General features: G+C 63.2%; 19 protein-coding genes. 9 read left to right on the top strand and 10 right to left on the bottom strand.

The window, feature by feature from the left end; genetic code table 11:
- The first annotated feature begins 7 nt into the window (after window positions 1–7).
- The 4 genes from CE453_RS16625 to mgtA are packed head-to-tail and all read left to right on the top strand — an operon-like array spanning window position 8 to window position 5,808.
- On the top strand, window positions 8–1,306 hold the full coding sequence (locus CE453_RS16625) for an efflux RND transporter periplasmic adaptor subunit (protein ID WP_089175590.1): 1,299 nt from the start codon (window positions 8–10) through the stop codon (window positions 1,304–1,306).
- Window positions 1,303–2,529, top strand: coding sequence for an ABC transporter permease (locus CE453_RS16620; RefSeq protein WP_089175589.1), 1,227 nt, complete (start codon window positions 1,303–1,305; stop codon window positions 2,527–2,529). The genes CE453_RS16625 and CE453_RS16620 overlap by 4 nt, the downstream gene beginning before the upstream one ends.
- A 10-nt stretch (window positions 2,530–2,539) precedes the next feature.
- Window positions 2,540–3,214, top strand: coding sequence for an ABC transporter ATP-binding protein (locus tag CE453_RS16615; RefSeq protein ID WP_198302393.1), 675 nt, complete (start codon window positions 2,540–2,542; stop codon window positions 3,212–3,214).
- The gene (gene mgtA, locus CE453_RS16610) at window positions 3,211–5,808 is read left to right on the top strand and encodes a magnesium-translocating P-type ATPase (RefSeq protein ID WP_089175587.1); all 2,598 of its coding nucleotides are present in this window, start codon (window positions 3,211–3,213) and stop codon (window positions 5,806–5,808) included. Before CE453_RS16615 ends, mgtA begins: the two co-directional genes overlap by 4 nt.
- Window positions 5,809–5,837: 29 nt before the next feature.
- Here mgtA and CE453_RS16605 read toward each other — a convergent pair whose 3' ends face one another.
- Window positions 5,838–6,764, bottom strand: a complete 927-nt coding sequence (locus CE453_RS16605) for an ABC transporter ATP-binding protein (RefSeq protein ID WP_089175586.1) — start codon at window positions 6,762–6,764, stop codon at window positions 5,838–5,840.
- A gap of 56 nt (window positions 6,765–6,820) precedes the next feature.
- Window positions 6,821–7,804 carry a zinc-dependent alcohol dehydrogenase family protein gene (locus CE453_RS16600; protein ID WP_089175585.1) on the bottom strand — a complete coding sequence of 328 codons (984 nt, stop codon included), beginning with the start codon at window positions 7,802–7,804 and terminating at the stop codon, window positions 6,821–6,823.
- Between the two features lie 122 nt (window positions 7,805–7,926).
- On the opposite strand from CE453_RS16600, the gene CE453_RS16595 reads away from it, so the two are divergent.
- From CE453_RS16595 to CE453_RS16585, 3 genes are read left to right on the top strand one after another with little or no spacing between them, the layout of a single operon-like run.
- Entirely contained in the window at window positions 7,927–9,723 is a 1,797-nt protein-coding gene (locus CE453_RS16595; protein WP_089175584.1) for an alpha/beta fold hydrolase, read from the top strand.
- Between the two features lie 3 nt (window positions 9,724–9,726).
- Window positions 9,727–11,130: a bifunctional enoyl-CoA hydratase/phosphate acetyltransferase gene (locus CE453_RS16590; RefSeq protein WP_089175583.1), complete on the top strand. Its 1,404-nt coding sequence runs from the start codon at window positions 9,727–9,729 to the stop codon at window positions 11,128–11,130.
- Window positions 11,127–12,308, top strand: coding sequence for an acetate/propionate family kinase (locus CE453_RS16585; RefSeq protein ID WP_089175582.1), 1,182 nt, complete (start codon window positions 11,127–11,129; stop codon window positions 12,306–12,308). The genes CE453_RS16590 and CE453_RS16585 overlap by 4 nt, the downstream gene beginning before the upstream one ends.
- Before the next feature lie 52 nt (window positions 12,309–12,360).
- Here the strand turns inward: CE453_RS16585 and CE453_RS16580 are convergent, their stop codons facing one another.
- Window positions 12,361–12,906, bottom strand: coding sequence for a phasin family protein (locus tag CE453_RS16580; RefSeq protein WP_089175581.1), 546 nt, complete (start codon window positions 12,904–12,906; stop codon window positions 12,361–12,363).
- Between CE453_RS16580 and CE453_RS16575 the strand changes: the two genes are divergently transcribed.
- The gene (locus CE453_RS16575) at window positions 12,905–13,351 is read left to right on the top strand and encodes an NUDIX domain-containing protein (RefSeq protein WP_349236625.1); all 447 of its coding nucleotides are present in this window, start codon (window positions 12,905–12,907) and stop codon (window positions 13,349–13,351) included. The two genes, CE453_RS16580 and CE453_RS16575, sit on opposite strands and share 2 nt — an antisense overlap.
- A gap of 577 nt (window positions 13,352–13,928) precedes the next feature.
- Here CE453_RS16575 and CE453_RS28655 read toward each other — a convergent pair.
- The 7 genes from CE453_RS28655 to CE453_RS16540 form a co-directional block, all read right to left on the bottom strand.
- On the bottom strand, window positions 13,929–14,342 hold the full coding sequence (locus tag CE453_RS28655; protein WP_157733069.1) for a hypothetical protein: 414 nt from the start codon (window positions 14,340–14,342) through the stop codon (window positions 13,929–13,931).
- Between the two features lie 205 nt (window positions 14,343–14,547).
- On the bottom strand, window positions 14,548–16,002 hold the full coding sequence (locus tag CE453_RS16565; protein ID WP_089175579.1) for a CYTH and CHAD domain-containing protein: 1,455 nt from the start codon (window positions 16,000–16,002) through the stop codon (window positions 14,548–14,550).
- Window positions 16,003–16,022: 20 nt separating this feature from the next.
- The gene (locus CE453_RS16560; protein WP_089175578.1) at window positions 16,023–17,291 is read right to left on the bottom strand and encodes an MgtC/SapB family protein; all 1,269 of its coding nucleotides are present in this window, start codon (window positions 17,289–17,291) and stop codon (window positions 16,023–16,025) included.
- Between the two features lie 80 nt (window positions 17,292–17,371).
- Window positions 17,372–18,019, bottom strand: coding sequence for a BON domain-containing protein (locus tag CE453_RS16555; protein WP_089175577.1), 648 nt, complete (start codon window positions 18,017–18,019; stop codon window positions 17,372–17,374).
- 125 nt (window positions 18,020–18,144) lie between these two features.
- A complete protein-coding gene (locus CE453_RS16550; RefSeq protein ID WP_089175576.1) occupies window positions 18,145–18,975 on the bottom strand; it encodes a universal stress protein in 831 nt (276 codons plus the stop codon).
- A gap of 24 nt (window positions 18,976–18,999) precedes the next feature.
- Window positions 19,000–19,446 carry a hypothetical protein gene (locus tag CE453_RS16545; RefSeq protein ID WP_198302125.1) on the bottom strand — a complete coding sequence of 149 codons (447 nt, stop codon included), beginning with the start codon at window positions 19,444–19,446 and terminating at the stop codon, window positions 19,000–19,002.
- Between the two features lie 110 nt (window positions 19,447–19,556).
- Window positions 19,557–20,012, bottom strand: a complete 456-nt coding sequence (locus CE453_RS16540; RefSeq protein WP_248307763.1) for an Hsp20/alpha crystallin family protein — start codon at window positions 20,010–20,012, stop codon at window positions 19,557–19,559.
- Window positions 20,013–20,299: 287 nt separating this feature from the next.
- On the opposite strand from CE453_RS16540, the gene CE453_RS16535 reads away from it, so the two are divergent.
- Window positions 20,300–21,613 (top strand): NRAMP family divalent metal transporter, encoded by a 1,314-nt coding sequence (locus CE453_RS16535; protein ID WP_089175575.1) that lies wholly within the window; start codon window positions 20,300–20,302, stop codon window positions 21,611–21,613.
- Window positions 21,614–21,639: the final 26 nt, after the last annotated feature.

Genomic DNA, 21,639 nt, shown 5'->3' with positions numbered 1-21,639 from the left:
CAGAACCATGGACCAGCGCGTCATCACTCCGCCGGCGCAGCAGCCGGATATTCCCGAGAACGGTTCGCACAAGGCAGCGGGCGGCGTGCGGCGCGTGCTCGGGGCGTTCTGGTCGCATCGCTGGTTCATCCTGGTGGCGGTCATCGCGGCCGCGATCGGAGTTTGGCAGGTCGCTCGCATTCTGATCGGCCCGGCCATTGCGGTCGACATCGTGCAGCGTGGCGATCTCGTCCAAACGGTGGTCGCCAGCGGCCATGTCGAAACACCCTACCGGGTCGAGATCGGCAGCCAGATCACCGGCACCGTCAACGAGGTTCTCGTCGAGGAAGGGCTGACGGTGGCCAAGGGGCAGCCCTTGATCGTCCTCGATAGCAGCGAGCTCAAGGCTGCACTGGTGCAAGCGCAGGGTGCTTTGGCGCAGGCGGAAGCGCGGCAAAGGCAAATGAAGGAACTCACTCTGCCTTCGGCGAAGGAAGCGCTCGTTCAAGCTCAGGCGGTTCTGCTGAATGCGCAACAGATCTACGATCGCGCCGCGCAACTCCTGAGTCGAGGGGCCCAGACCCGCGTTGCGGTCGACGAGGCGAAGAAGGCCCTGGATGTCGCGCGCACCCAGGTCCGCAGCGCCGAATTGCAAGTCTTCACCGCCAGCCCGGGTGGCAGCGATGCGGTCATGGTCGAGACCCAGCTTGCGCAGGCGCACGCCAATCTCGACAGTGCGTCTTCCCGGCTGGCCTATGCAACGATCGCCGCCCCGCGTGACGGTGTGCTGATTTCACGGACGGTCGAGCGCGGCACGGTCGTGCAGCCGGGAAAGGCGCTGATGGTGCTCGCGCCGGCTGGGGAAACGCAGCTCGTCATCCAACTCGACGAGCGCAATCTCGGTCTCATCAGGCTCGGTCAACCTGCCGTCGCTTCCGCCGATGCGTATCCCGACGAGCGCATGCAGGCGAAGGTCGTCTACATCAACCCTGGTGTCGACATCACGCGCGCATCCGTTGAGGTGAAGCTGGGCGTTCCGGAGCCACCACTTTATCTGCGCCAAGATATGACCGTCTCGGTCGATATCGAGACCGCCAGGCGCGACGGGACTCTCATCGTTCCGGCGCGCGACGTTCATGACGGAAACACGGCTTCGCCCTGGGTTCTGGGCCTACGCGACGGGCGTGCCGTCAAGCGGCCGGTCAAGCTCGGATTGAGGGGGCAGGGCAGCGTCGAGGTCATCGATGGACTTGGGATGGGCGACGCGGTGGTGCCGATCGGTTCCGGCGTCGTCACCGGCAAGAAGATCAGGGCGATCCGGCCATGATGCGCTGGCTGTCCTTCGTCTGGATCGGCGCGTTGCGCTTTCTTGGCGAGGGGCGCTTGCAGACAGGTTTCATCGTCGGCGGCATCACCATCGGCGTTGCCGTCATCGTCTTCATGTCGGCAATGCTCGCTGGGCTCGAGGCGAACTTCATCAAGCGCGTTCTGACTTCCCAGGCCCAGATCCAACTCATCCCTCCGGAGCAGATCGCGCGGCCCTTGCGCAACGGAGCAGCCGTGGTGGAAGACGCGATCGTGCAGCGCCCAAGCCAGAGAGTGATCTCGATCGATCAGTGGCAGGCGATCGCGCATCGCATGGAAATGCTGCCGGCGGTCACGGCTGTTGCGGCAAGCATGACGGGATCCGCGCTCGCGGTTCGCGGCGACGCCAGTCGATCCGTTTCGGTGGTCGGCATGGAACCTGACAGTTACCTCAGGGTCGTCCGGCTGTCGGATTATATCGTCGCCGGTCAGTTGCGCTTGACCAGTGACGATATCCTGATCGGGACGGATCTCGCCCATGATCTCGGTGCGAATGTCGGCGACAAGATCATGCTGAGCAGCAATGGCGGCGCAAGCCGCACGCTGACCGTCACGGGCTTGTTCGATCTCGGCAACAAGAGCGCGAACCAACGCAACACCTATGTTGCGCTACGTACCGCGCAATCCTTGCTCGGGGTGATTGGTGGCGTGACCGAGATCGGACTGACGATCGGCAATATCTACGACGCCGAGAGCATCGCCCGCGAGATTGAAGCCTCGAATGCAGTCGAAGCCGATAGCTGGATCAAGACCAACGCCCAGTTCTTCACGGCCGTTCAGGCCCAGAAGAACACCAATACGCTGATCCGTCTCTTCGTGGGCCTCTCCGTCGCTTTCGGCATCGCCGCGGTGCTCGTCGTGTCGGTCATCCAGCGCTCGAAGGATATCGGCATCCTGCGCGCGATGGGCGCGACGCGCGGCCAGATCCTGCGCATCTTCCTGCTTCAGGGCGGATTGCTCGGCTTTGCCGGTTCGCTTGGCGGGGCGGCGCTTGGAGCCGCAGCGCTGGTCTATTGGCATAGCGTGGCGCGACAGGCGGACGGCACCGAATTGTTCCCGCTCATCATGGAGCCGAGCCTTTTCGTCGCGACCGCGCTGCTCGCCACCGTGACGGGCGTTGCGGCCGCGATGGCGCCGGCGCTCAGAGCCTCGCGCCTCGATCCGGTGGAGGCTATCCGTGGCTGAACCCATACTCATGCTGAAGGCCGTACGAAAATCCTACGCGGTCGGCTTGCCGACCGAAACCGAGGTGCTGCACGGAATCGATCTCGAACTGGAACGCGGCGGCTTCGTCGCGCTGGTCGGCCCATCCGGTTCCGGCAAGAGCACCCTCCTCAACATCATCGGCCTGCTGGACCGTCCGACCAGCGGCGAACTCGCGATCGCCGGCCACACGACCAGCGAACTCGACGATGCCCAGATCACGCATCTGCGCGGGCACCGCATCGGCTTCGTCTTCCAGTCGCATCTCCTGATTTCGGCATTCACCGCCCTTGAGAATGTGATGATGCCCATGGTGGTCGCTCACGGACGCGCGACCGCGGAGATCGAGGCACGAGGGCTGCAACTGCTCGGCCGGATGGGACTTTCTCAGTTCGCGAACAACGGCGCGTTCAACATGTCCGGCGGCCAACAGCAGCGTGTCGCGGTCGCGCGGGCGCTCGCGATGCAGCCGGATCTCATCCTGGCCGACGAGCCGACGGGAAACCTGGACAGCAAATCGGCCGAGGGCGTTTTCGCCTTGATGCGCCAGGAGAATTTGCGCTCCGGAACCAGCTTCCTGATCGTGACTCACAACATGGATCTCGCCCGTCGCTGCGACCGGATCGTCACGGTGGTCGATGGGCGCATCGAGAAGAGCCCGGGATGAAGACGGAGCCTGCGGAAATAGTCGTATCGGGCGGGAGCGGGTTCTGGCGGGAAGGCCGGAACGCGTTGCTGAAACGTCTCGAAACGACCTCTGGTGGATTGAGCGACCTTGAGGCCGCCGAACGGCTGCATCGCTTCGGGCCCAATCTCGCCGTGACGAGCCTGCGGCGCGGGCTGCTCTTCAAGATCGCCAAGCGGCTCGTGGAACCCCTCATCGCGATCTTGCTGATCGCCGCGCTGATCTCGGGGGCGACGGGCGATTGGCAGAGCCTGATCATCATCGTTCTCATCGTGCTGGCTTCGATCGTCCTCGACGTCTTCCAGGAGATCCAGGCCGAGAATGCCGTTGACGCGCTCCGCCGCACGGTGGCGGTGCAGGTCACGGCCCTTCGCGGCGGGCGGCGTGTCGAAATCCCGGTACGGGACGTGGTTGCCGGTGACGTGGTCGCGCTTCATGCCGGCGATCTGATCCCGGCGGATGGCCTGATCCTCGAGAGCCACGATGCAATGGCCGATGAAGCGGCGCTCACCGGCGAACCCTTTCCGGTGGAGAAGCTGGCAGCTCCTGAGGATTCCGCCGGCGACGGAACGGGTAGCGTCCTGTTCGGGGGAACAAGTCTCGTCGGCGGAGAAGTCCGGTTGCTCGTTGCCGCGACGGGTGCGCAGACACGGCTGGGCTCGATCTCGCGGTCCATGCAGGCGAGCGAGCCGCCCACCGCCTTCGAACGCGGGGTTCACGGGCTCGGCATGCTGATCCTGCGCCTCACCGGCTTCCTCGTCCTGTTCGTGCTGCTGACGCAACTCGTGCGCCACGGGCTGTCGATCGAAAGCTTCCTGTTCGCCGTCGCGCTGGCCGTCGGCCTGACGCCGGAACTGCTGCCGGTGGTGATGACGGTGACGCTCGCACGCGGCGCGATGCGCATGGCACGGCGCCAGGTCGTGGTGAAGCGCTTGTCCGCGATCCATGACCTTGGGGCGATGGACGTTCTCTGCACCGACAAGACGGGGACGCTGACGGAAGCGCGGATAGCCCATGTCGCAAGCTTCGGCTGTGACGGCATCGACAATGCGCGCGTCACCGAGCTCGCTTGCCTCAACAGCCGTTTTTGCAGCGGGCTGCGCAACAACCTCGACACAGCCTTGCTCGCCAACTCGGAAGGCGACGACAAGGCTTGGCGTGCCCTGGCCGATCTGCCGTTCGATTTCGAGCGGCGGCGCTCCTCCGTTCTTGTGGCGAGGGGCGACGAGCGGGTGATGATCGTCAAGGGCGCTCCCGAAGGCTTGCTCGACCTATGTGACCGGTTCGAACGTGAGGATGGGACGGCTGAAAAGCTCGACGATGCTCAGCGAGGCAAGCTTCTGGCCTTCTTTGAAGCAAAAGGGGCGCAGGGCCTGCGCCTGCTCGGCATCGCTCAGCGCCCCATGCCCCGGGGGGCCGATGACCTGTCTCGCGACGACGAAGCCGGTCTCGTCTTCGCGGGCTGCGCTGCCTTCATCGACCCGCCCAAGGGCTCCGCGGGCGTGGCGGTCCGCCAGCTCGCCGCGGCGGGCGTGCGCGTCAAGGTGATCTCGGGAGACGCCGCCCCCGTCGTTCGCCATCTCGCCGAAACGCTGGCGCTTCCGGTGCGAGGGCTGATGACGGGCGAGGAGATAGCGGCATTGGGAGAGGCCGCCTTGGCCGCTCGCGTTCGCGACGTCGATCTGTTCGCTCGGGTCGCGCCGGAACAGAAGGCGCGCCTCGTCCTGGCCCTGCGCAGGGCCGGGCACACGGTCGGCTTTATCGGCGACGGTATCAACGATGCACCGGCGATCCATGCCGCGGATGTCGGCCTCTCCGTCGAGGGCGGCACAGAAGTCGCGCGTGAGGCGGCGGCGATCGTCCTGCTTGCACCCGATCTCGGGGTTCTCGCGCAGGGCATCGCCGAAGGCCGGCGCACCTATGCCAACATCATGAAATATGTCCGCATGGGTACGAGCTCGAATTTCGGCAACATGCTGTCGATGGCGCTCGCGTCGATGGTGCTGCCGTTCCTGCCGCTCAACCCGTTGCAGATCCTGATCAACAACATGCTCTACGACCTGTCCGAGGTCGGTATCCCTTTCGACGAGGCGGACCCCGCCGACCTCGCCAAGCCCCGGCACTGGGACATGCATGCGGTGCTGCGTTTCACGCTCGTCATGGGGCCGCTCTCGTCCGTATTCGATGCGGCAACTTTCGCCGTTCTGCTCGGTGTTTTCGGCGCAGGGATCGAGACGTTCAGGACGGCCTGGTTCGTCGAGTCGATCCTGACGCAGATCCTGGTGATCTTCGTCATCCGCACGGCGGCACCCTGCTGGCGCAGCCGGCCGCATCGTTTCCTCGTCATGACCTCGCTCGGGGCTCTCGCCGCCGCACTGATCCTGGCCCTGACGCCGCTCGGCCATCCGTTCGGCTTCGTCGCGCTGCCGGCCCCGGTCCTGCTCGCCATCCTGATCATCGCTGCCTTCTACCTAGGGCTCGCCGAGATGCTTAAGCCGCTGGCGATGCGCGTCGAAGGGAAACGAAGACGAGGCCGCACTCGCCATCCGGAGGCGCGTCGCTTCCGGGCCTTCTGAAGCGTCACGACCTCAGTGGGCCGCCGCGGTCACGGAGCAGCGTCGTCGGGTAACGTATCGAGCGCCCGAACAACCAGATCGTATTTCACGGTGGTCATCGCAAAGCCGCGCGCCCAGTCCACGACGTCGTTCCAGGGATCGACGATCTTGGTCGTGGCGGACAGGAAGGTGACAACGGTGGCGATCTCGGTCTGTCCCCGGACCGCCAGGACGCAGCCGATGCCGAGCACGAGCAGGCTGCCCAGAGAATAGGTCAAGTTCATCAGAAAATTGAGGGAGAATTTGATTTCGAAGACGCCGATGTCGACCGCAAAGACCTCATCCAGTCGGGGAGCGCTCGATTCCGCCTTCGAGGGCGACAGGATCTCGTCGCCGAAACGGCGAAGGAGGCGCGTTCGTTGCGCCACTCTGCGATTGATCGCTCGCTGCATCAGCGGCACGAACACGAATTGCGGCGCGAGGATCAGGAGGCTCGCCCCCATCATTCTGAGATCGAGGAAGGCGAGATAGATGAAGATGCTCGCCAGGAAGCCGATCTCGACGATCGGCAGGCTGAGGCTCGAACCCACGAAAGCGCCGATATCGTCCGCTTCCGCGAGGATCATGGCGAGTCCGGTTCCGTTGGCCAGGTCGGAGGGCTCCTCGCCCATGTGTTCAAGTCGTTGCGTCACCACAAGCCGCAGGTCGCGTGTTGCGCATTCCCCGAGCCAGGCGCGGTAGACGTTCATCGCCAGTTTCGCCAGGCCATAAGCCAGCACGAGCCCAATTTGCAGCCCGACCAAGGTCAGGATGGCACGGGCGCTGCCGACATGCACGGCAGTGTCGATGATGCGCCGCTGTGTTTCGATCGGCGCGGTATTAAGCATGAAGACGACGATGGACAGGGCGCAGACGGCCGCCTGGTGCCAGCCGCCCGACAGGAGCACGAAGCGGAGCAGCGAGGACGGCAGGGACAAGGCCTGCTCATAGGGGCGAGGGGGCTCGGAAATTGCGTCGACAAGCCCTGAGAGCCTCATGGCACCAGTACCGCCGCGCCCTGCAATCGGCCGGCCCGCAGATCCGAAAGAGCCTCATTCGCCCGCTCCAAGGGATAGGCCGTGGTTTTCGTCTTGATGTCGGCCTGCCGGGCGACGGACAGGAATTCGCGCCCGTCGGCTCGTGTGAGATTGGCAACCGAAACCAGCTCGCGTTCGTGCCAGAGCAGATCATAGCCGAAGCTGGGAATGTCGCTCATATGGATGCCGCCGCAGACGACGCGCCCACCTTTCACGAGGGCATTCAGGGCGAGCGGCACCAGCGTCCCGACGGGCGCGAAGATCAGCGCGGCGTCGAGTGGCGCCGGCGGCTTGTCCTCCGAGCTTCCGGCCCAGCATGCGCCGAGGGAGCGGGCATGAGCCTGGGCCGCCTCGTCGCCCGGGCGGGTAAAGGCATAGACTTCGCGCCCCTGCCAGCGGCAGATCTGTACGAGGATGTGAGCAGCGGCGCCGAAACCGTAGAGTCCGATCCGCCGGCCTGCCCCGGCGCTGCGCAGACTCCGCCATCCGATCAACCCTGCGCACATCAGGGGGGCGGCGGCGACGGGGTCGGGGAATTCATCCAGAGGGAAGACGTAGGCTGCATCGGCTATGACATGGCTGGCGAAGCCGCCGTCCCGGGTGTAGCCGGTGAATTCCGGAGTGTCGCACAGGTTCTCCCGCAGAGCGCGGCAGTAGGGACAATGCCCGCATGTATGCCCCAGCCAGCCGAGACCGACACGCCGACCGATCAGTTCGGGCGCGACGCCCACACCGACCAAGTCGACCCGGCCGACGACTTCGTGGCCGGGGACACGCGGGCATTGCAGATCGGGGAGTTCGCCGTCGACGACATGCAGATCCGTGCGGCAGATCGCACAGGCTTCGACCCTGATCCGCAGCTCTCCAGGCGCAGGAACGGGATCGGGACGCGTCTCCTCGACAAGCGGACGGCCCGCAGCGTTCAGAACCATCGCCTTCATGGAATTCTCCCGCTCTGCGCGCTGAGAGAATTAGCGGGGTGAGGACGTATCGGCTTTGACCAAGCTCAAGGAATGCGCGGCTTCTGGAGCGCATACTGGCAACGATCTCGAAGGAAGAAGCCATGCATTCCTCGCCGCGAACCGGTTTGGCCGCGAAGTCCCAACGGCAGCAACCTTGCTCGGACATAACTCCCGCAGAGGAGGCTTTCTCAGCGATCGACCGCACGCGCGAAGCCGCGACGGCGAAACTCACCGGCGGCTTCTCGCCCATGGCCTTGACGCTGGCCTATTTCGACTGGGCCATCCATCTGGCGGCCGCGCCAGGCAAGCAATTCGAACTGGCAAGCAAGGCGGTGCATAAGGCGGCTCGCCTGGGAGGGCAGGCCGTCTCGGGTCTGCTCGAGGCGGATGCCGATCCCTGCATCAAGCCGCTGCCTGGCGATTACCGCTTCTCGGCTCCGGAATGGCGCACGCAACCTTTCAGCTTCATGGCTCAGGCCTTCCTGCTCAATCAGCAATGGTGGCACAACGTCACGCATGAGGTGCCGGGTGTCGAGCGTCATCATGAGGAGGTCGTCTCCTTCATCACGCGCCAGATCCTGGATGTCTTCTCACCCTCGAACAACCCGCTGACCAATCCGGAGGTGATCGAGCGGGCCCGCGAGACCGGCGGTTCCAATTTCATCGAGGGCTGGAAGAACTGGGCCGAGGATCTGCAAAGGCAGCTTGCCGGACGGCCTCCCCTCGGCGCCGAACGCTTCGTCGTCGGTCGGGACGTCGCGGTGACGCCGGGCAAGATCGTCTTCCGCAACCACCTGATCGAGCTGGTCCAATACGCGCCGTCGACGCCGACCGTCCATGCCGAGCCGATCCTGATCGTGCCCGCCTGGATCATGAAGTATTACATCCTCGACCTGTCGCCAGAGAATTCGCTGGTGCGCTACCTCGTCGGCGCAGGATACACGGTCTTTTGCATCTCCTGGCGCAATCCCGATGCCGATGATCGAGAACTCGCGCTCGATGACTATCGCCGCAGCGGAGTAATGGCTGCCCTCGATGCCATCGCTGCGATCATACCCCATCGTAAGGTGCACGCCGCCGGATACTGTCTGGGCGGCACGCTTCTGGCCGTCGCAGCCGCGGCGATGGTGCGCGACGGCGACGAGCGGCTGGCCTCGCTGACGTTCCTCGCGGCCCAGACCGATTTCAGCGAACCGGGCGAACTCGCGCTGTTCATCGATACGAGCGAGCTGCGTTTCCTCGACAGCATGATGTGGAACCGGGGCTATCTGTCAGCCGACCAGATGGCAGCGGCCTTCCAGCTCCTGCGCTCGAATGATCTGGTCTGGTCGCGACTGGTGCACGACTATCTGATGGGGGAACGCTCCCCGATGTTCGATCTGATGGCCTGGAACGCGGATTCCACGCGCATGCCCTATCGCATGCAGGCAGACTACTTGCGTGGCCTCTACCTCGACAACGATCTGGCGAGCGGCCGCTTCATGGTGGAAGGACGGCCGGCAGCGCTCCAGAATATCCGCACGCCAACCTTCGCCGTTGCGACCGAGCGCGACCATGTCGCTCCTTGGCGTTCCGTCCACAAACTGCACCTGCTGATCGATGCCGACCTGACCTTCGTGCTGACCAATGGAGGTCATAACGCGGGGATCGTCAGCGAGCCGGGCCATCCTGGACGCCGCTACCGGATCATGCCGAAGAAGCATGGCGATATCTGTCTCGGACCAGACGAGTGGTTGGCTGCTGCTCGGGGTTGCGAAGGCTCGTGGTGGGAGGCATGGACAGAATGGCTCGACGGCCTATCGTCGCCCGAGCAGGTCGCGCCGCCCGAATTTGGTGGCGCTGGAAGTGACCGCGAGCCGCTTTGCGATGCGCCGGGAACCTATGTGATGCAAAGGTGAGATGTGGACCAGGAGCTTCTCACCAACCGGACCTTCGACGAGATCGCGATCGGCGAAAGCGCGTCTCTCGTCCGCATCGTCCGGCCCGACGACATCGAGCTGTTCGCGGCCGTCTCGGGGGACGCCAATCCCGCCCATCTGGATGCGGCCTTCGCGGCGAGCGATCCGTTCGGGCATATCGTCGCGCACGGCATGTGGACCGCGGCGCTGGTCTCGGCGGTGCTCGGCACGAAGCTGCCCGGACCGGGCACGATCTATCTCGGGCAGGATCTGCGTTTCCTGAAACCGGTCACGCCCGGCGATACCGTCACTGCGGCCGTCACGGTCCGGAGCAAGGAGGCCTCGAAGCGAACCGTCGTGCTGGATACGGCCTGCACCAATCAGCGCGGCGAAATGGTGCTGTCCGGCTTGGCGACGGTGATGGCGCCCGGCCGCCGCGTGGCCTGGCCGCGCCAGCGCCTTCCCGAGGTCACGCTGAAGCGCTCGGGTCGCTACGACGCCATCGTGGCGCAGGCCCGTGCCCTGCCGCCCTTGAGCGCCGCGATCGTCCATCCGTGCTCGCCGGAAGCCATTCTCGCGGCGATCGAGGTCCGCGACGAGGAGCTGTTGCAGCCGATCCTGGTCGGTCCGGAGACGAAGATCCGGGCTGCGGCGGAGAAGGCCGGTGTCGCGCTCGACGGGATCGCGATCGAACATGCTCCGCATAGCCATGCCGCCGCCGCGCGCGCCGTCGAACTTGCGGTGGCGGGCCGGGTAGCGACCCTCGTCAAGGGTAGCCTCCATACGGACGAACTGCTTGGTGCCGTCGTCGCCCCGGGCTCGGGCCTGACGACCGAGCGGCGCATCAGCCATGTCTATGCGATGAGTCTGCCGGCTTATTCCAAGCCGCTGATCGTGACGGACGCGGCGGTCAATATCCAGCCGACGCTGATGCAGAAGCGCGACATCTGCCAGAACGCGATCGACATGCTGCATGTGCTCGGACTGGAAGAGCCGCTGGTGGCGGTGCTCGCCGCCGTCGAGACGGTCAGCGACCGGATGCCCTCAACGCTCGATGCCGCGGCGCTCACCGTGATGGCGGCGCGCGGCCAGATCACGGGAGCGAAGGTCGACGGCCCGCTCGCCTTCGACAACGCGATCAGCCCGGAGGCGGCCCGGACCAAGGGGATCGTCTCGCCGGTCGCCGGGCAAGCTGACATCCTGCTCGTGCCGGATCTGGAAGCGGGCAACATGCTGGCCAAGCAACTGATCTATTTCGCCAATGCCGATGCGGCTGGACTTGTGCTCGGCGCGCGCGTGCCGATCATCCTGACGAGCCGGGCTGATTCCCTGAAGACGCGCATCGCCTCAGCCGCGCTGGCGAAGCTCGTCGCCGCCCATCGCCAATCCCTGACGGTGCCAGCATGACCGAGCGGCTTCTCGTCACCTTCAATGCCGGTTCCTCCACGGTGAAGATCGGGCTGTTCGCGCTGGGGGAGAGCGGACCGAAGCGGATCGGCAAGGGCGTGATCGATTTCCGTGAACCGCCCTTGCGATTTCGGTTGATCGAGGGCCCGGATACTTTTGATATCGCTCTTGAGGCAAAGCCCGGCGACGCGCTCGACATCGTATTGGACGAAGCCTTCCGGCGGCTCTCCTGGCATTTCGATCTCGGTAGTGTCGTCGCGATGGGGCATCGCATCGTCCATGGCGGCGACAGCTTCGACGGCCCTGTTCGGGTCAACGATGCTATGCTGGAGGCCCTCGATGCGCTGGTGCCGCTGGCGCCGCTCCATCAGCCGCAAGGGCTCGGACTGATCCGGGCAATCCGCAACCTGCGCCCGGAGCTGCCGCAGACGGCCTCCTTCGATACGGCTTTTCACCGGACCAATACCGAGGTCGTGCGCCGCTTTGCCATTCCCCGCGCGATGCACGACCGCGGCATCAAGCGCTACGGTTTCCATGGCCTGTCCTATCGCTTCATCGCCGGTGAGCTAGCGCGCCGCGAACCCGCGCTCGCCAAGGGCCGCATCGTGGTCGCGCATCTCGGCAGCGGCGCCAGTCTCTGCGGGCTGGAAGGCGGCATCAGCCGCGATACCTCGATGGGTTTCTCGGCGCTCGACGGCATTCCGATGGCTACCCGCTGCGGAGCGCTCGACCCCGGCGTGCTGCTGCATCTGCTCTCCGAGGGCTATGATTTCGGTCGACTGGAGGATCTGCTCTACCGCCATAGCGGCTTGCTCGGCGTTTCCGGCATCAGTCCCGACAGTCGCGACCTGCTCGACAGCGAAAGGCCTGAAGCCCACGAGGCGCTCGACCTGTTCTGCTTCCGCATCGCGGGGGAGGTCGGTCGGCTTGTGGCGACGCTGGGCGGGTTCGATGCGATCGTCTTCACGGCCGGAATCGGCGAGTATCAACCGCCGATCCGTGCGGCAGTGGCGAGGCGGCTGAAATGGTTGGGTCTCGAACTCGACGAGGCCGCCAATGCGGCCAACGCAACCCGGATCAGCCGGGCCGATGCCCGGGTCGCAGCTTTCGTGATCCCGACCGACGAGGAAACGGTCATCGCCGAGGATGCCTTGGTAGTGATGAGGTCAGCCGGATAGCCGTCTGAGTCGAACGCCAATCTCGACTCAGACAGGCTTCCGGGTCGACACGTTAGGCTGCGGCCTTGTGGTTGCCAGTCCAACCCGACACATACTGGGCGCCAACTCCGGTCCAAGCATCCATATTCTTCCGGGCGAGCGTCGACAGCTTCTCCGCCTCGTCAGCATAGGCACCGCCGACGCCCTTGGCGAAATCCTGCTGGGCGTCGACCGCTTCGCCGATCTCTTTGCACTGGCCGAGCTTGGCGCAGAATTCGGCCTGGGCCTGCATGCGGCGGCCCATGAAGGCAAGGATTTCCGAGGTGATGGCGAACTGAGTCTCCCAGATTTTCTGCGGCAGCATGGTTGCCGAGGCGAGCTGCGCTTTGACGATCTGCATTCCTTCGTCGACCATGGCGGTCGTGCCGATCTGGTCCGGTGCGAGAGAGTTGGAGACAGGCTTCGTCGTAGGCATGTGAACCTCCTGAAATGTCTCAGCCGCCTGAACGCGGCAACGGCGAGTTTCCTCCGGTTGATCCATCCGGTCCTTGACGCAACGCAAAATCCGGCGGCAATGGGGGATTTTCACGATGGCTTCGTACAGTGCCGGAATTCTCATGTATCGCTTTGCGCAGGACGGAGCGGAGGTGCTCCTTGTTCACCCTGGCGGCCCGTTCTGGCAGCGCAAGGATCTCGGCGCCTGGTCGATTCCCAAGGGCGAGCCGCATCCGGAAGAGCCCGCCGAGGAAGCCGCGCGGCGAGAATTCACTGAAGAACTGGGTACCGTACCCGAGGGCCAACTCACTCCTCTTGGACGCGTTCGGCAGCGGGGAGGGAAGGTTGTCGAAGCGTTCGCCGTCGAAGGCGATGTGGACACTGCGGGAATTCGTTGCAGCAGCGAGGTCGAGATCGAATGGCCACGCGGCAGCGGCCAAATCCACCGATTTCCAGAAATTGATCGGGCCGGATGGTTCTCGGTATCCGAGGCCCGTCTGCGCATCCTCACGGCGCAATGTACATTGCTCGAACGTCTTGAGAGAGCATTATTCGGCAGGAGCAACTAATTTGCCTTGATCGGCTCCGCCTTATCGGATTCCACGATGTTTACCGCGGAAGGGGATGATGTTCGATGGTGCGTACTGATTTTGTGCCTTGAGCAACTCCGTCAGAACGTCTTCAATGGATTTTCTTAGTCGATTGTCGAATGAAGATTGACCCATTACGCAGAAATATGCGCTCAAGAGGAAAGTGTTGCACTGATCGTAATCTGATTTGAAATCGGATTTTTTCGTCATGAGACGCCCCATACAGCACGCAGCATCCTCAACCGGGCAGGCAATCAGTCGCTCCAGAAAAGCGCCGTCCGCGAGCCGTGACATTGATTTTTAGCAAAACGGAACCGGCTGAAAGAAGCAGACGGCGAATTTCGCCCATTGAGGTGCAACCGCCCGCCTCTGAGTCCCTGCTCCGCTGTTGAGCCGCTTGGAGCATCTGCAATGGTCGCCGGGACGGGCTTCTGACGGTTCGCTTTTGGCCCCGCGATCTGACTGACGCTTTCTCCACGCCAATGGTGCGGAAAGACCGCCGCCCGATCGCCAGATCGAGGGCGGTCTGTTCGAGAGGCGCGGGATGGTCGATTAGCTATGCTGAGGGTGAAGTGGCGTCGCCGCCCTGACTTTTTGCAGGATGGACGGCGGAAATGGCAAACTCGTAGATATTTCCATCGGAAGCGCGGACCGAGATGTACTGACCAAGAGAGAATTGCTCGTTTTCGAAGCGGAAACTCGGCCCTTCGTCCAGTTGCTGGTTCTTATACTTGAAATGCCATCGCCCTTGACGCTCGCGTTCCAGGTGGCCGACAACATCTGCTTCGCCCCGCCGGAAACGCCGTACGTGGCACGTACGCGGATGAGCTTCCCATGAGGAGACATCGAGGCGTCCATTTCGCGTTAGCGGCACGACCAATTCGTAGCCATGTTCAGTGTCGCCCTGCGGATATTCGAGCTGCCGCGCAAGTTCCAAGCGAACGGTGTAATGTTTGCTATCCGGTTTCATGCGGCTTCTCCATGCGGAGCCGGCTGGACAGCGCGCCGTTGTCCCAGTTTCCCTGACCAAGCTAATGTTTTCCAAGCGTTGGGCTTTGATCTTGCTCAAAGTCGGAGCCGCCGTTGCATTGAAGTTGAGGGCGTTGGTCCGCACTGCTTCCAGTCAATGATGGTGGAGAGAGCCGTTTGGTAGATTGGGTTCGCGGCTTGCACCGCTATCGCCAGAAGCACTTGGCACCGATCAGGTCATCATAGGCGCCGGCCGCCTCCTTCAAGAGCTCGCCTTTGGAGGGCCCGCCACGCGGATCGCCGACGGCTGGATCATTACTTAATCCCAGTTCGCGGAGCAGCCTTGATGTGCTGGCGAGATCGTTTACGGCACCTAGCTGGCTCTGAAGCGCTTCAACTGCGGCAACGAAGCGCTTCTGCCGTCGCTCCTCGTACTTGCGGTCATATAAGGCGCAAAAGAATTCGGCCGCGTAACGCAGCTTTTTGGCGGCCTTGCGAAGCTCGTGCCGGGCTTCGTCGCCCAGCCCCTCCAGATTTCGTCCTGACCGTTTGACCCTACGCCAATAACGATCAAGCCGTCCGGCGGAAAATTCTCGGGCAGACAAATCCCGAATGCCCCGATTGTCAGGCTGCCGAAGCCAGGCGCCAAGCATCGTCCATCCAACGATGTCGATCATGACTGCGCGCGCGCGTTCGGATTGCAAAGCGGATACCGCGCCGCGATAGGCCTTCTTGCGTACATCTCCGAGCTTCTCTCGCAGCGGTCCCTCCTCAGTGCGCTCGATCAACACGTCGAGATCGCGCGCTTCGGCAAGCTCGCCCGCCAGCCAGCGCAACTCGTCATTCAGCCTCTCGAGCCGGCCGTCGGTGAGCATGGGGCGATGGATCGAGAATGCCGAACGCAGGCGCCGAAGGGCGACGCGGGCTTGGTGCAACGCGGCAGGCTCCCGGCGTTCGAGGATGGATGCCAGGTTGAGCTGGAAATGGCTCAGGCAGGCCAGGACGATCGCCTGAAACGCTCCCGCCGTGTTGACGTCCCTCGACAGCTTGATCGGCGCGGCGCCGGCAGTGGTCGACAATGGACCGAGCAGACGGTAGCCGCGCTCCGCTTTGCTGAGCATTCCGAGACGGACGGGCACAATCTTGTTGACGCTCTGTGCCAATCCGATCAGAGCGCAGGGATCGCCGCGCTTGTGCTCAAGTTCGATCTCGCAAAACGACGTTTCGCGTTCCCCTGCAAGAATTCGGCCTCGATCCAACGCGATCTCGATGCCTTCGACGGTCCAAAGTCGACGTTCATTCTCGACCGCGAACAGCGGAGCGATCCGGCTAGCCTTTTTGCGGATGAGCGTCGGGATTGGCGTTGCGTCGTCGATGATGGGTATATCGTCCTCGACGTCGCGTTCCCATTCGGATCGGACGAACAGGCCGGAGGCTGCGCTGGAAGCTTTTACAGTCTGCACTCGCCTGTCCCCGTTGAGGCGGACGCGAAGAGAAAGGCCCAATTCGGCCAACGCTTGGTCGGGCGTGTCGAAATAGATTGCGTGCTGGCGGATGATTTGGGCATCTCCCGGAAGGAGCCCGCTGGCCTCCAGCATCTCGGCCGCTTCGCGCGTGAGCTCCAGTTTCAACTCGGTCTCAGCGCTCGCACTGATCGCCATTGGCTATCCCTCGGCACCTGTCAGGCGAATTGATCTCTGACCATGTTGGCGGCGATTGCCGCGACGACCGCAGCGACAGTTGCCGCTGTCAATCGAGCTGAGTAGCTCAGCGGGCCGGCTGCCATGGCGTATGCGGCGCGAGCAAATGCGTTGACGGCCAGCGCAATCAGGATCGCTCCCGCCGCAGCGTCGATTCCGATCGAACTTCTGAGCCGGGCCGCAGACATCGCTGCGACATCCACATCGACGAGGCCGGTGATCGCCGATGTCAGGAAAACCCCTTGAGTGCCGATCCGCGCGACCAGCCAGCCACTCAGCAGAATGATAGCGGCGAACATGACGGCAAAGATCAGAAGCGGTGCGAGTTCGAAGGGGTTGCCAAGCGCCGCGGGCAATACCTCATTGCTCGTCTTCGCGCGCCTGAGCAGCAGCCAGGCACTGCCACCGAAGACGCTCGCGCCCGACAAGGCAGCGGGGGCGAGATGCGGGATGATCGGATGAGCGATGATCGCGATGATGGTCAGCACGCGCAGGATCGAAACCATGCAGGCTAGCGCGGCTCCCCCGGCCAGCGTCCTGGCAGACTCGCCGCTGGCGGCTCGGCGAGCGAAAGCCACGGTTACCGCCGTCGAGGAGACCAGTGCCCCGGCGAGCCCGGTAACCAGGATACCTCTGGCTGGGTCGCTGATTCTGACGGCCACATACCCGGCATAGGAAATGACGGCGCTCATAATCGTGAACATCCAGATCTCGCGAGGATTGAGACTGGCGAACGGATCGATGGTTCGGTTTGGCAGCAGCGGCAAGACGATGACGGTCATGGCAAGCAGCAGAAGGGCCGCACGAAGCTCGAACCAACTGAGGCGTGTCAAAGCCTGATGCAGGAATTCGCGGCTGGCCAGCAGCGCCGCCGTCGCGACACCCGCCATCGCCGCAACGCGCGGATCGCCGATGACGCACAGTGCACCCAGCACGAAAACGAGCAAGGCCGCGACGACGCTGGTCACGCTGAAGTCGCGATCGTGCTGCGCTTCGCGCGATTTGAACCAAGCGAACACCACCGCGAATGTCAGGAATCCAATGCCGAGCAGCAGCGGGCTTGAGAGTTCTTCTTCCGCTACGGCCAATCCGCCTCCCAGAAGGGAGGTCAGGCTATACGTGCGAATTCCTGCGGTTCTGCTGCCGGCGGGATCCTCCCGATCACGCCAGCCTCGTTCGACACCGACGATGAAGCCGATGGCGAGCGCGATGCTGAGACGGACCACCAGCTTCTCGAACGGCTCGGTCATGGAATGCTACACAATTTGCAGTCTGTCGCCGACCGACCGAGGCAGTCAGCCTCGGCCGGCTTTACGGACCTCGGAGCCCCTCAGGCCACCGCGAGGCGGTCCTCGACAATAGCGACTCCCGGAGCAGCCCAGGCCGCTCGTTCGGCGAGTACGCGTTCATGCCAGGCGTTCACCTTTCCTTCGAGGGTCACCCGGCTGCCCGACACGAGAACGCGGATTTGGTTCGCCTCGAGTTCCGCATTGCGCTTCAAGGCATCCTCGATCCGGTGCTTGATGTCGCCGGCTTGGACGGAGGGCTTGATGGTGATGTTGTTGGTGATCCCGATCACGCCCGACAGCTTCCGAACTGCGGTCTCCGCAGCGCTGCTCTGGAAGTACCAAGGAACCTCGCCGGTCAGGGTGACCCAACCCTTCTGCACCTTGATCTGGACCTTGCCGTTGGGAATGGTGGTGTCCCATTCGATGATCTTGAGAGCCCGCTGGGCGATCTCGTCGTCGTTGGTTTTCTGATCGGTAGGCCAGCGGACCTCGATTTCCTGTGCGATGGCTCGGACTCCTTTCACGCGCTGGACGACACGCTCGGCCATCAGCTTTTCGGCATAGCTGCCGACGTGACCGGAAAGGGTGATGACACCATTTTCAGCGGCGACGCCGATATGGGCTGCATTGACGCTCGGCTCGAATTCAAGCTCGTTCAGCACGTTTTCGCGAAGAGACAAATCACCCATGGCAACCTCCTGTGTTTGGGTACATTTGAATCATGGTGTCTTCCATCAACATTAACTTGATAATTATCAATTTTTCGGCGCTTAAAATCATTTTTTACGCTGGTTTACTGTGTTCTATTCGATCTTTAATGCGACATCAGGCACGGTATGGGCGAATGGGCGAGAAGGTCGCCCGTAACACCTCCGAATACCCATTCTCGCATTCGGTTGTGGCCATAGGCGCCCGAAACGATCAGGTCGCTTCCTTCCTCGAGCGCGACATCCACGATGGTGTCGGCGGAGGAGCCCGACAGCGATGCACGCGCCAACTGCCGACTGGCAATACCATGACGCGCCAAGTGCGAGCAGACATCCTCCGAGCCCGCCGTACTTGCTTCCTCGTCGACGGAAAGCACGGTCACGGTTTCGGCACGTTGGAGAAATGGCAGGGCGTCGAGTACGGCGCGCCGCGCTTCGCGCGTATCCTTCCAGGCTACGACGACACTCCGGGCGAGCACCTCCCGACTGTCGTGCGGGACAACAAGCACGGGGCGGCCCAGTCGCAAGACCGCGTCGCCCGGATCGATCGTCATGAGCCGATGAGAGGTTCCCGAAGACGACTTGGCGACGACCACGAGATCCGCAGCGCGTGCTTGGTTGGCGATGAAGGTTGTCGGCTCCTCGACATTACAGCGCCACTCGATGTCCGCTAGGGTGCCGGCTCCTCGTCGGAAGTTCGTCTCCGCTTGCGCGAGATCTTCGATCGCGGCGGCTCGGGCGTTCTCGACGAGGATTGGACGCGCGATACTCAAGCCGTCTTCGAGATAGGGAAGCGATGCCTCCTCGGCGGCTACGCCGATCAGGCGGCTGCCGAACCGGGACGCGAGCGCGGCGGCAAGAGCGACACGATTTTCGGCGCCGCTCGACAGCCCCACGCAAACCATGACGCTGGCGAAGTTGCGAATGTTCGAGGTCATCGCAGGGCCTTTCGAGTGCCAGAATTACGCCGAGCGGCGGTTCAGAGCGGAGGAGGAGCCAAGGATTCGCTGCTTCACCCGCGTGCGGGGCGATTTCAGCTTCAACGAGGCAACCCGGAAGGGCAGCAGAGCCCCATCCTCGGCATTCCTGATCGAGATATAATCGCCCGCACCAAAACGATGGCCGTCTAACCGGAAGCCGGGTTCGTCATCGGCAGAGCCGGTATCGTCGTAGTCGATGCACCAGGTTGCGCCCCCCGATCCGCCGGCTCGATGCATCAGCCAGCCGTATCGATCGGCTTCACCGACCCAGAAGCGTCGCACGCGGCACTTGTCGCGGCTTCGCTGCCAGGCCTTGGGGTCAAGATGAAGTCTCGTGTCCAACGGTGCATGAATCTCATACCCGCAGCCCGGGTGTCCGTCCGGGTGGGTGGGCGTTCGCGCGAGATGAAGTGTTACGACATACATCATTGGCTTTCTTCCTCATCAATGACGGAGGTGCCCACTGATCGCCGGCTTGGCGGCCAGCGCCCGTACCCCTTCCGGGGAATGCGAGCGCTTGCCGCGTCCTGCTGACGGCGTCAGGCTGCCTTGACGGGGATGACCTCTTCCTTCGGCTGAGCCTTCGCCTGCCTCGGCACCTTGATGGTCAGGATGCCGTTGGCGAAGTTCGCTTCGATCTTGTCGGCGGCGATGTCGTCAGGCAGGCGGAACGAGCGGACGAAGGAACCGTAGCGGCGCTCGGAGACATAGGCATCCTCGTCCTTGCGCTCCTTTTCGCTCTTTTTCTCGCCGCTGATCGTCAGAACGCCTTCCGATAGTTTGACCTGCACGTCAGCCGGGGCCATGCCCGGAAGCTCGGCCGAGATCTCGTAGAGCTTGTCCGTCTTGGATACGTCGACTGCGGGGACGCTTCCCCAGCGCTCGAAACGGGGCAGCGATAGGTCGAAGGAAGGCGCACCCGCGAACGGACGTCGGCCCGAGCGAAAGCCGAAATTGTCGAACAGCCGCTCCATCTCATTCCAAAAGCCTTCCATGCCCGCCGGTTCGGCTCGGCGAGGAGAGGGCGCACGCGTTTCACTCTTGATCGGAAGCTTAGTCGCTGCATCTGCCATGATGGCCTCCCGTGAGACGATCGCGACGACACTCGGTAGTTCGTCGTGCCGGCGCTGCTTGATCGACACCCGGCAATGACGCTCGGCTGGCCGGGGCGATGCCTAATCCAAGCACGCGTTGACCTTGGCCACTTTGAGAGAAATCAAAATTGCTCTGACTTCGGAGGGGTAGACTGTTTCGTCTTTCCCGAGTTGGAGATGCAACTCTCATGTTGTCGTCCGAGAAAGCCAACTCGGCAGCTCCGTCCGGCACCCTCAGCGAGTTTCGCGCTCGCTTGAAGCAACATCCGCTGGCGCGCGTCGGGCCAGGTCTGATCACCGGGGTTGCAGATGACGATCCAAGCGGTATCGCGACCTATTCCCAAGCCGGAGCCCAGTTCGGGCTCAACATGCTTTGGACGATGCCGCTCACGTTTCCGCTGATGGCTGCGATCCAGTCGATGTGCGCCCGGATCGGGCGGGTTACCGGAAAGGGCCTCGCCGCCAATATCAAGTCGGCCTTCCCACCCCTGGTGCTCCGAGGCGTGGTGGCGATGCTCCTTGTCGCCAACGTTCTGAATATCGCGGCCGATGTTGCTGCGATGGGGGAGGTCGCTGAACTTGTCAGCGGCCTGAACCGACACATCATGACCGTTCTGTTCGTCCTCGGAACCTTATTCTTGCAGGTTTTGGTTCCGTACCATCGCTACGTCGTTTTCCTGAAATGGCTGACACTCTCCCTGCTTGCCTATGCGGCCGTCCTGTTCACCGTGCACGTTCCCTGGGGGCAGGTTGCGCTGCGCACTTTCTGGCCGCGCTTTACCTTCGATGCCAATGCTGCGGCGGTGGTGACCGGTGTCTTCGGCACGACGATCAGCCCCTATCTCTTTTTCTGGCAAGCCTCGGAGGAAGTCGAGGAGATGAAGGCCGAACAGGGCGCCGGACCGCTGCTCAGCAACAAGTCCACAGCCTCGGCGGAACTGCGCCGGATCCGCTGGGATACCTGGACGGGCATGTTCTATTCCAACGTCACGGCCTATCTCATCATCCTGGCGACGGCGGTGACGCTCAACGTTGCCGGCATCACCGACATCAACACGGCGGCGGAGGCTGCGAGCGCCCTGAAGCCGCTCGCCGGTGATTTCGCCTTCTTCATCTTTGCTCTCGGCATTCTGGGCGTCGGCCTGATCGGCGTACCGGTCCTGGCCGGGTCCGGAGCCTATGCGCTCGCGGAAACGATGAACTGGAAGGAAGGGCTCGAACTCAAGGCAACGGACGCCCGAGGCTTCTATGGCGTGATCGCAGTCAGCGTTCTGGCCGGAATGGTCATTCAGTATTCCCCCATCAGCCCGATGAAGGCCTTGTTCTGGAGTGCGGTGATCAACGGGGTCGTGGCCGTGCCGCTGATGATCGTGGTCATCCTGCTGGCATCCAGCAAGACAGTCATGGGCGAGTTCACAGTCCCCAGATCGGTCGTCGTCATTGGCTGGATAGCGACCGCCATCATGGCGGTCGCTGCATTGGGAATGCTGCTTCCCGGCTAGTCCGGAGCGATCGCCGGATCGATGGG

The organism is Bosea sp. AS-1 (assembly GCF_002220095.1).
In the GTDB taxonomy this organism is placed as follows: domain Bacteria; phylum Pseudomonadota; class Alphaproteobacteria; order Rhizobiales; family Beijerinckiaceae; genus Allobosea.
The sequence above is the reverse complement of the archived record's forward strand: the minus strand, read 5'-3'. Positions and strand labels throughout refer to the sequence as shown.

Excerpts from the sequence above, each read along its gene's own strand:
- CE453_RS16625 (WP_089175590.1), top strand. The coding sequence starts at position 8 with ATGGACCAGCGCGTCATCACTCCGCCGGCGCAGCAGCCGGATATTCCC.
- CE453_RS16620 (WP_089175589.1), top strand. The coding sequence starts at position 1,303 with ATGATGCGCTGGCTGTCCTTCGTCTGGATCGGCGCGTTGCGCTTTCTT.
- CE453_RS16615 (WP_198302393.1), top strand. The coding sequence starts at position 2,540 with ATGCTGAAGGCCGTACGAAAATCCTACGCGGTCGGCTTGCCGACCGAA.
- mgtA (WP_089175587.1), top strand. The coding sequence starts at position 3,211 with ATGAAGACGGAGCCTGCGGAAATAGTCGTATCGGGCGGGAGCGGGTTC.
- CE453_RS16600 (WP_089175585.1), bottom strand. The coding sequence starts at position 7,804 with ATGAAGGCGATGGTTCTGAACGCTGCGGGCCGTCCGCTTGTCGAGGAG.
- CE453_RS16595 (WP_089175584.1), top strand. The coding sequence starts at position 7,927 with ATGCATTCCTCGCCGCGAACCGGTTTGGCCGCGAAGTCCCAACGGCAG.
- CE453_RS16585 (WP_089175582.1), top strand. The coding sequence starts at position 11,127 with ATGACCGAGCGGCTTCTCGTCACCTTCAATGCCGGTTCCTCCACGGTG.
- CE453_RS16575 (WP_349236625.1), top strand. The coding sequence starts at position 12,905 with ATGTATCGCTTTGCGCAGGACGGAGCGGAGGTGCTCCTTGTTCACCCT.
- CE453_RS16580 (WP_089175581.1), bottom strand. The coding sequence starts at position 12,906 with ATGAGAATTCCGGCACTGTACGAAGCCATCGTGAAAATCCCCCATTGC.
- CE453_RS28655 (WP_157733069.1), bottom strand. The coding sequence starts at position 14,342 with ATGAAACCGGATAGCAAACATTACACCGTTCGCTTGGAACTTGCGCGG.
- CE453_RS16565 (WP_089175579.1), bottom strand. The coding sequence starts at position 16,002 with ATGGCGATCAGTGCGAGCGCTGAGACCGAGTTGAAACTGGAGCTCACG.
- CE453_RS16560 (WP_089175578.1), bottom strand. The coding sequence starts at position 17,291 with ATGACCGAGCCGTTCGAGAAGCTGGTGGTCCGTCTCAGCATCGCGCTC.
- CE453_RS16555 (WP_089175577.1), bottom strand. The coding sequence starts at position 18,019 with ATGGGTGATTTGTCTCTTCGCGAAAACGTGCTGAACGAGCTTGAATTC.
- CE453_RS16550 (WP_089175576.1), bottom strand. The coding sequence starts at position 18,975 with ATGACCTCGAACATTCGCAACTTCGCCAGCGTCATGGTTTGCGTGGGG.
- CE453_RS16545 (WP_198302125.1), bottom strand. The coding sequence starts at position 19,446 with ATGATGTATGTCGTAACACTTCATCTCGCGCGAACGCCCACCCACCCG.
- CE453_RS16540 (WP_248307763.1), bottom strand. The coding sequence starts at position 20,012 with ATGGAAGGCTTTTGGAATGAGATGGAGCGGCTGTTCGACAATTTCGGC.
- CE453_RS16535 (WP_089175575.1), top strand. The coding sequence starts at position 20,300 with ATGTTGTCGTCCGAGAAAGCCAACTCGGCAGCTCCGTCCGGCACCCTC.